The following is a 7,713-nucleotide window of genomic DNA, read 5'->3' as shown; positions in this document are numbered from 1 at the left end:
AACGCTCGGCTGGGAATCCCCAGCCGAGCGCTTCACAGAGCTACTGACGAACGACCCCAACACTCCTCGTGTTGCGACGATTTGTTGAATCCGCCTCCGATGGCGGGGCCGTCATTCTCGGCGTACGTCGGCCACCAGAACCGCGCGTTGATCCAGGTCGATGGTTCGGGGCCTCCCCGTCGCCTCTGGCCACACCCACATGGCCAGGTCGTAGGGATTCCGCCCGCCTGGGACGGAGCACATACGGGATATGCGTCGCCAACCAGGACGCGAAAGCGGAGGACCAGTGCGCCCAAGACCGTTCGGGGCGTGCCGGTGAGCCAGGACTCACTCCTGCTCACTGCCCAGGAACGGTGTCGTTGAAGCAGGTGAGGAAGAGCGCGACACGTATCAGTCGCCCACCCTGGGCGTCGGCACGTCGGCAGGGAGCAGCCCGCGTTCCTTGAGTTCCGCCCACAGCGTGTCCGGGACCGGGTGGGCGAGCATCGCGGCGGCGTCGCGGGCCTCGGTGGCGCTGCGGGTTCCGACGAGGACGCTCGCGACGGCCGGGTGTCCGAACGGGAAACGGAGTGCGGCGGCGCGCAGCGGTACTCCGTGGCGTTCGCACACCGCCTTGAGGTCCAGTGCCCGGGAGAGCAGGTCGAGCGGCGCGGTGGCGTAGTCGTAGGTGGCGCCGGGACGGGGGTCGGCGAGCAGTCCGGAGTTGAAGACGCCACCGATGACGACACCGACGCCGCGGGCGGCGGCGAGCGGCAGCAGTTCGGCCAGACCGCGCTGGTCGAGCAGGGTGTAGCGGCCGGCGAGGAGCACGGCGTCGATGTCCGTGTCGCGGACGAAGCGGGCGAGCAGCTCGGCCTGGTTCATGCCAACGCCGACGGCTCCGACGACTCCCTCGTCCCGCATCCGTGCGAGCTCCGGGTAGGCCTGGTCGAGGGCCTGCGCGACATGGGCGTCGGGGTCGTGGAGGTATACGACGTCGATCCGGTCCAGGCCGAGCCGCTCCAGGCTCTCCTCGATCGACCGGCGCACGCCGTGGGCACTGAAGTCCCAGCGCCTGCGGTGGGTGGCGGGCACGGCGAAGCCGTGGGCGAGGTCGTCGCCCGTGGCTTCCGGGGTCGGGACCAGGATGCGGCCGACCTTGGTGGATACGACGTAGTCGCTCCGCGGCCGGGAGCGCAGTGCTGCGCCGAGGCGCCGCTCGGACAGGCCGAGACCGTAGTGCGGGGCGGTGTCGAAGTGCCGTACGCCCGATTCCCAGGCGGCGTGGACGGTCCGCTCGGCCTCGGCGTCGGTGACGGCGGTGAACAGGTTGCCGATCCCGGCTGCGCCGAAGGCGAGTTCGCCGACGCGCACGCTGCTGCGGCCGAGCCGGTTCAGGGGCGACGTCATGGCGTGGGCTCCGGTCGCAGGCGTAGGCCCGCCATGCCGCCGTCGACGGCGAGGGCGGTGCCGGTGGTGCTTCCTGCGGCCGGGGAGGCGAGGTAGGCGATGACGGTGGCGACCTCCTGGGCGGTGACCAGGCGTCCGGTGGGCTGGCGGCCGTCGAGGGCGGCGCGTTCGGCGGCCGGGTCGGCCGCGGCGTCGAGCAGGCGTCCGACCCAGGGGGTGTCGACGGTGCCGGGGTTGACGCAGTTGACCCGGATGCCCTCGCGGACGTGGTCGGCGGCCATGGCGAGGGTGAGGGAGAGGACCGCACCCTTGCTGGCCGAGTACAGCGCACGCTGCGGCAGCCCCGCGGTGGCGGCGATGGAGCAGGTGTTGACGACCGAGGCATGATCCGATGCGCGCAGGTGGGGAAGGGCGGCGCGGGTGGTGCGGACGATCCCGAGCACGTTGACGTCCAGGACGCGGTGCCACTGCGCGTCCGGGTTGTCCTCGACGGTACCGGCGGCCCCGATGCCGGCGTTGTTGACGAGGATGTCGATCCCTCCGAGTGCTGCGGCGGCTGCCTGCACCGCGGCGTGGACCGAGTCGTCGTCGGAGACGTCGGCGGTGAAGCCGCGCAGCGGGGCGGGGGCGCCGCTCGGGTCGAGGTCGAGGACGGCGACGTCCGCGCCCCGCTCGGCGAGCAACGTGGCGGTGGCCAGGCCTATGCCGGACGCGCCTCCGGTGACGAGGGCGGTGAGGCCGTGGAGTTCGGTGGTCATGCACGGGCCTCCGGGTTCGACGCTTCCAGGTCGGCGGTCCAGAAGACGCCGTCGGGGTAGCGGTAGGTGTCGAGGCTCGACTGCCTCATGGTGGCGGAGAAGCCGGGCTCGACGGGGGCCTTGTAGTGTCCTTGGTCGATCACGACCGGGGCGAGGAAGTGCTGGTGGAGGTGGTCGACGTACTCGATGACCCGGTCGTCGGTGGTGCCGGATAGGGCCACGTAGTCGAACATCGACAGATGCTGGACGAGTTCGCACAGGCCGACGCCGCCGGCGTGCGGGCAGACCGGGATGCCGAACTTCGCGGCGAGCAGCAGGATCGCCAGGTTCTCGTTGACGCCGGCCACGCGGGCGGAATCCAGCTGGAGGACGTCGATCGCACCGGCCTGGAGCAGCTGCTTGAAGACGATGCGGTTCTGCACGTGCTCGCCGGTGGCGACCTTGACGGGGTGGACGCCGCGTCGGACGGCGGCGTGGCCGAGGATGTCGTCGGGGCTGGTGGGCTCCTCGATCCAGTACGGGTCGTACTCGGCGAGCGCGTTCGTCCAGGTGATCGCCTCGGCCACGTCCCAGCGCTGGTTGGCGTCGATCGCCATCCGGATGTCCGGGCCGATGGCGGCGCGGGCGGTGCGGCAGCGGCGGACGTCGTCCTGGAGGTCGGCCCCGACCTTGAGCTTGATCTGGGTGAAGCCGTCGGCGACGGCCTCCTGGGCGAGCCGGGTCAGCTTCTCGTCGGAGTAGCCGAGCCAGCCGGGTGAGGTGGTGTACGCGGGATAGCCGCGTCGCAGCAGGTCGGTGGCACGCTCACGCGCGCCCTGCTTGCCCTTGGTCAGCAGGTCCAGCGCCTCGTGCGGGGTCAGGGCGTCACCGATGTACCGGAAGTCGACCTGGGAGACGAGCCACTGGGGGTCGGCGTCGGCGAGGAGCTGCCACAGAGGCTTGCCCTCCCGCTTGGCGGCCAGGTCCCACACCGCGTTGACGACGGCTCCGATCGCCATGTGCATCACGCCCTTTTCCGGGCCGAGCCAGCGCAACTGGCTGTCGCCGATGAGCGCGTGAGAGAGGGCGCCGGGGTCGGCGGTGAGTTCGGCGACCGACCGGCCGACGACGTACGGGGCCAGGGCGTCGATCGCGGCGACCTGGACATCATTGCCTCGGCCGATGGTGAAGGTGAACCCGTGGCCCTCGTGGCCGTCCGCCGCGGAGGTGCGCAGGACGACGTAGGCGGCGGAGTAGTCGGGGTCGGGGTTCATTGCGTCGGACCCGTCCAGTTCCCGCGAGGTGGGGAAGCGGATGTCGTAGGTGTCGACGGCGGTGATCCGCGCTGCGATTGCGGACAACTCGGTGCCTTTCACGCGTTGATGAAGGTCTGGCGCTGGGTGCCGAGGCCGTCGATGGTCAGCTCGACGGCGTCTCCCGTGCGCAGGTAGGGGGTGCCGGGCAGGCCGAGGGCCACGCCCGCCGGGGTGCCGGTGTTGATGACGTCGCCGGGCCTGAGGACCATGTACTGGCTCAGGTACCAGACCAGGTACGCGACGTCGAAGATCATGTTCTTGGTGTGGCCGTGCTGGCGCGTCTCGCCGTTGACAGCGAGGCGCAGGCCGAGTGCCTGCGGGTCGCAGACCTCGTCGGGGGTGACGAGCCAGGGGCCGAGCGGGTTGAAGGTCTCGCAGGACTTGCCGAGGTCCCATTGCGGGGAGTACTCCAGCTGGAACTCCCGCTCGGACACGTCGTTGCTGATCGCGTAGCCGGCGATGTGCTCGGGGGCCCCCGCGGGGCTCGCCAGGTAGCGGGCCTCGCGGCCGATGACGACCGCGAGCTCCACCTCCCAGTCGGTCTTGACCGAACCGCGCGGGATCAGCACCTCGTCGTACGAACCCACCACGGTGGCGGGGTCCTTCATGAAGACCACCGGTCGTTCGGGGACGGGCGCGCCGGTCTCCTCGGCGTGGTCGCGGTAGTTGAGGCCGACGCAGACCACCTTGCCCGGCCGGGCCACCGGGGCGCCGACCCTCAGTCCGGTGATGTCGAGCACGGGCAGTACGCCGGCCGCGCGAGCCTTCTCGATCCGGCCGGTCACGTCGCCGGCGAGGAACTCCCCGTCGATGTCACCGGTGAGAGACCGCAGATCCAACGCGGTCCCGTCCTGGAGGAGCAGCGCCGGAATCTCCCGTCCGGGGTCTCCGATGCGGATCAGCTTCATGTCCCGTCTCCTGTCATCGCGCGGGGCACACCCCTTGTGTCGACACATCCGATGAATCGGCGGCAGCTCGACCATACGAGCGAGAGCCACTCCACCGCAAGAAGACATCCGATGTTTCCTGACGATAGAGAGCAAGGACTGTGCCGCCACACCCACTACCCGACCCCTCCCCCCGTAACTCCGGGAAGGGGTTTCGCGGGCGGGCAGTGCACACTTACGCCTCGCTCCATCCATCCGTCTGGCACATACAGCCAGACCCTTACTCCTCGATCCATCCGATGATTCGTGAACGGATAACCCGTCGTGCACCCCCGACGCACCTCTACAAAGGCCGCCGAACCAGCGCACGGCGTCCGCGGTGTCGAGCCCGAAGCGCACGCCCAGCCGGGGCAGCGGGGACGTTCCACACCAAGGCCAAGCTGATCGCACGCCAAATGCACGGACGGGCAGGCTTCACCTTTCTTCGCCACCGCATCCTCCTCGGATAGCGACACTCTCCGTCACCACCGAATGTGAGACAGGGCCGTTAAATTGACACACCCGCCTGGCTGGCCCAACTCGGCATCCACGGCCTGGTGAGGCCCTCCTTCGTGCCGGCCGAGCCGGTCCGCGAACTACGGGGCCTCAGCCGGGCCCGCACCACTGCCACCCGTGAACGCGACCGGGTGGTCCAGCGGCTGGAGAAGCTGCTGTAGGACACCGGCATCAAAGCGATGCCGTCGTAGATCTCATAGCGCGCGGTCACCGTGACGCCGTGCAGCTTCGCCGCGAGGCTCGGGTGGGGGCGGAAGGTGACCAGGAGCGCCTTGCCCTTGGCGGGCCACGGCCGCTTTTCGGCGTACGGCTTGAGGGTGACCACCCCGTCCTTTTCGTAGGGGGTCCACTCGTACGGCTTCTGCGTGCTGTCCTCGATCCGGTGCGAGGCGTAGACGAAGCCACCGGAGGCGTTCGTTCCTCCGACGTCGTACGTGGTGCCGTCCAGGACGATCATGGCCTCCGGCTCACCGGTGTGGTCGAGCATCTCCTGGCCCGTGCCCAGGTTCTTCAACGAGGTGGTCGTGAAGTTGGGTGCGGTGTGGAAGGAGCGCCGCACGATCCCGTTGGCCATCGTGACGGAGCGACCGTGGACGGAGATGGTCGACGGCGTGGTCACCGGGTGGACGACCCAGTCCTGGGACAGCGCCGGGTTCGGCCTCTTGCGAGGCAAGTCGATTCAGCCCTTCGTGGTGCCCCGGCCAGGCCGTGGGCGAAGAGCTTGTAAGGCGCGAGGGGGGAGGCCAGAACTGCAGGGCGGCCCGCGTCAAGGCGAACACCACCTCGACGTCCTGCTATGGGGGGCCGATGGTGTGCCCACACGTGGGCGTTCGCCCCTCGGCGTACGCCCACGTGCAGGTCTCTTTCAGCGTGACGGTGATCCACCGCGCACGTCCGGCTCGGCCGGGCTAATCGGCGACGTCGATCTCGTAGTCGCGCTGGGCCCGCGGCTGGCCGGAGCTCTGGTACGCCGTGATCGTGAACCGCGCCGTTCCCGTCTTGGTGGGCGTACCCACGATCCCTCCGGTGTCGGCGTTGAGCACGAGACCCGAGGGCAGAACCCCCGAGGTCACCGCGTATCGCTTGGTCGCCGGCGTGTTGGTCTTCACGGTCGCCTCGTACAGGTGTCCCTTGGCCGCCGCGGGCAGTGGTCCGGCGTCGAGCTTCGGGGTCGGAACGACGACGGCCTGGGGGTTGCCGACCGGCTTGCCGTCAGCGTCCAGCTCCTGCAAGGACCATCGCTTGCCCGGCTCGACCACGGTCAGGTGCCAGTTCGTCGACAGGTCGCGGAATCGCGCCCGCTGCTCCGCGGTGAACGCACCCAGGTTGCGGGCCGTCTCCCATTGCCGGATGGCATCGAGCAGCCGCGTCGTGTTCTCCCCTCCCGACACGAGGCTGGAGACCGAGCTCTGGAAACCTGCCCCGGCGTTCAGACCGGCGCCTCGAGCCAGCTTCCACTCCATGGTGAGCAGACTGTCCGAGCCCTTGAGGCTGATCCAGCCGAGCATTCCGGGGAGGAAGTTCGCCTGGAGGTACTTGTTGTTCTTGAACACCTGCTCCATCGAGGTGCTGCCGACTTCGCCCCAGCTGGCCCGGGTCAGCGCGTCCCAGGTGTTCGAGGTCATCCGGCTGGTCTCGGAGATGAGTCGGTCCTTGGCGTCGATTCGCCGGAATGTCCTGTTCACGAGGTGAGCCATGCCGTAAGCGCCCCAGCCGGACTCCGATGCCGACTCCAGGCCGTCCCACGACATACCGGTGATGCCGGTGTTGTTCCACGCGGTGGTCAGCCTGTCGCTGATCTCGTCGAGGACGGCATGGTTACCGATCGCGCCGCCGTAGCTGTTGGCCACGATTCGGGCGGCGCGGTCGCCCGCAGCGTGTGAGACCGCGACCGATCCCCATCGCGCGCGCTGCACGCCGGTCAGCTTCCACTCGTTCCCGACCTGCTCGGCCGCTCCGTAGCTGACGAATTCGTCCTCGATGCGCAGGTAGCTGTGGTGCACTCCCGCAGCAAGCAGCGCGCCGGAGTCGAGGTACATGGTGGTGTCGCCAGCCGTCAGCGGACGGGTGAGCGAGGCGGTGCCCCCCGTCACGAGCCGGTTGTCGGCGGGTGCCTTGACGTAGGGGTCTTGCGGGCTCAAGGCCCAGTCGTAGGGCTCGTCGCCGGTGCCGATGAAGTCCGACAGGGTGTGTACGCCGAGCTGCACACCGTTGGCCTTGGCGATGTCCACGGCTGCCGCGGCCCCGGCGTCGCTCCCGCCCAGGCTCGAGTCGAACTCGTAGTGGCCGCTCGACTCCCATGGCCCCCAGTTGGTGGTGAGTGAGTAGATGCGGTCCATGCCGGCCGCCTTGGCGAATCGGGCCGCCGCCGGAATGTTGTCGGTCTTCAGGTCGCCGAGCACCAGCCACGACTGGCTGCTCGCCTGTGAGGCCTTTTGCCACTGCCCGTTCAGCCGCGGGTAGGGAAGCTTCTCGCCCGCCGCGATGTAGGACAGGATCGTCGGCGTCGCCTCGGGCGAGGCTCCGAAGAGTGCCATCTTGGAACCGGCGATCTTGCCGCCGCGGCCGGGCAGCGGCCCGACCGGAATCGGATAACCGTGTACTTTGCGGTGGCGTTCCTTGGTGTAGTCGAAGGTGAAGGCGCGCAGTACGGAACCCCAGGGGGTCACGCCTGCCGCGCTCCACTCCTCCAGAGAACCCACGCTCACGTGGTCCGGGTCGTGGTCAACCTCGCTCTCCCAGCCCATGTCCTGGTACTCCTGCGGCCAGGCGCCTTCGGTACGGTCGGTCAGCGGACGGAGCCCGATGGCGAAATCGTCGTCGCGGACC

At 69.3% G+C, this 7,713-nt stretch carries 5 protein-coding genes and 1 pseudogene; 1 reads left to right on the top strand and 5 read right to left on the bottom strand.

Annotation, left to right across the window (positions count from 1 at the left end):
* Positions 1–390 precede the first annotated feature (390 nt).
* Genes ACFU8W_RS51705 through ACFU8W_RS51690 form a run of 4 tightly spaced genes read right to left on the bottom strand, consistent with a single transcriptional unit; the run spans position 391 to position 4,350 of the window.
* Positions 391–1,389, bottom strand: coding sequence for an aldo/keto reductase (locus ACFU8W_RS51705; RefSeq protein WP_384052777.1), 999 nt, complete (start codon positions 1,387–1,389; stop codon positions 391–393).
* Positions 1,386–2,147: an SDR family NAD(P)-dependent oxidoreductase gene (locus tag ACFU8W_RS51700; protein WP_384052776.1), complete on the bottom strand. Its 762-nt coding sequence runs from the start codon at positions 2,145–2,147 to the stop codon at positions 1,386–1,388. Before ACFU8W_RS51700 ends, ACFU8W_RS51705 begins: the two co-directional genes overlap by 4 nt.
* The gene (locus tag ACFU8W_RS51695) at positions 2,144–3,487 is read right to left on the bottom strand and encodes an L-fuconate dehydratase (RefSeq protein ID WP_384052775.1); all 1,344 of its coding nucleotides are present in this window, start codon (positions 3,485–3,487) and stop codon (positions 2,144–2,146) included. Before ACFU8W_RS51695 ends, ACFU8W_RS51700 begins: the two co-directional genes overlap by 4 nt.
* Positions 3,488–3,498: 11 nt before the next feature.
* Positions 3,499–4,350 (bottom strand): fumarylacetoacetate hydrolase family protein, encoded by an 852-nt coding sequence (locus ACFU8W_RS51690; RefSeq protein ID WP_384052774.1) that lies wholly within the window; start codon positions 4,348–4,350, stop codon positions 3,499–3,501.
* Between the two features lie 530 nt (positions 4,351–4,880).
* Here ACFU8W_RS51690 and ACFU8W_RS51685 point away from each other — a divergent pair.
* Positions 4,881–5,042: pseudogene (locus ACFU8W_RS51685) on the top strand (IS110 family transposase); the annotation flags it as partial.
* A 750-nt stretch (positions 5,043–5,792) separates the two neighbouring features.
* Here the strand turns inward: ACFU8W_RS51685 and ACFU8W_RS51680 are convergent.
* A partial coding sequence (locus tag ACFU8W_RS51680) for an Ig domain-containing protein (protein ID WP_384052773.1) occupies positions 5,793–7,713 on the bottom strand: 1,921 nt, incomplete at its 5' end.

It is taken from the genome of Streptomyces sp. NPDC057565 (assembly GCF_042801455.1).
Lineage (GTDB): Bacteria > Actinomycetota > Actinomycetes > Streptomycetales > Streptomycetaceae > Streptomyces > Streptomyces yanii.
The sequence above is the reverse complement of the archived record's forward strand: the minus strand, read 5'-3'. Positions and strand labels throughout refer to the sequence as shown.

Excerpts from the sequence above, each read along its gene's own strand:
- ACFU8W_RS51705 (WP_384052777.1), bottom strand. The coding sequence starts at position 1,389 with ATGACGTCGCCCCTGAACCGGCTCGGCCGCAGCAGCGTGCGCGTCGGC.
- ACFU8W_RS51700 (WP_384052776.1), bottom strand. The coding sequence starts at position 2,147 with ATGACCACCGAACTCCACGGCCTCACCGCCCTCGTCACCGGAGGCGCG.
- ACFU8W_RS51690 (WP_384052774.1), bottom strand. The coding sequence starts at position 4,350 with ATGAAGCTGATCCGCATCGGAGACCCCGGACGGGAGATTCCGGCGCTG.